The organism is Domibacillus indicus (assembly GCF_023715895.1).
GTDB classification, from domain to species: Bacteria; Bacillota; Bacilli; order Bacillales; family Domibacillaceae; genus Domibacillus; species Domibacillus indicus_A.
This window is the reverse complement of the sequence record NZ_JAMBOO010000072.1, coordinates 1-556: the sequence shown is the minus strand read 5'-3', so window position 1 is coordinate 556 and position 556 is coordinate 1. Positions and strand designations below refer to the sequence as shown.

The window sequence follows — 556 nt, the reverse complement described above, 5'->3', positions numbered from 1 at the left end:
ATCCCTTGAAGATGACGAGGTAGATAGGTTCGAGGTGGAAGTGCGGTGACGCATGGAGCTGACGAATACTAATCGATCGAGGACTTAATCAAGATTAACATGGCACGGTATGCCGTTACTTTACAGAAATTATCCAGTTTTGAAGGAACAATTTTGTTCCGTATATAGTCTGGTGGCAATAGCGAAGAGGTCACACCCGTTCCCATCCCGAACACGGCCGTTAAGCTCTTCAGCGCCGATGGTAGTTGGGGGTTTCCCCCTGTGAGAGCAGGACGCCGCCAGGCAAAGAGAGAGGACAGCTAAAGCTGTCCTTTTATTTCGGAATCATCTTCCATGAGAAGGAACTTGATTTTTGGAAAACCTATAAGGAAAAGGCAGGGTGCTGCACAGACACCTCCTCTTATATAGATAAACACCGCTTGAATAAAATCGAGGGCACTGAAAAAGTCTAGATAGTTTTAACCAAACCAGGTATTCGACGATTCAATCGTCGAATACCTGGTTTTTTTCATTTATAATAAATTCAATACATACAGGTGGTGCTTCCAATGATTTC

General features: G+C 44.1%; 2 rRNA genes. Both read left to right on the top strand.

The features are described 5' to 3' along the window. Nucleotides 1-92, top strand: a 23S ribosomal RNA gene (locus M3221_RS25555); the annotation flags it as partial. A gap of 76 nt (nucleotides 93-168) precedes the next feature. Then, a 5S ribosomal RNA gene (rrf, locus tag M3221_RS25550) occupies nucleotides 169-284 on the top strand. Nucleotides 285-556 lie beyond the last annotated feature (272 nt).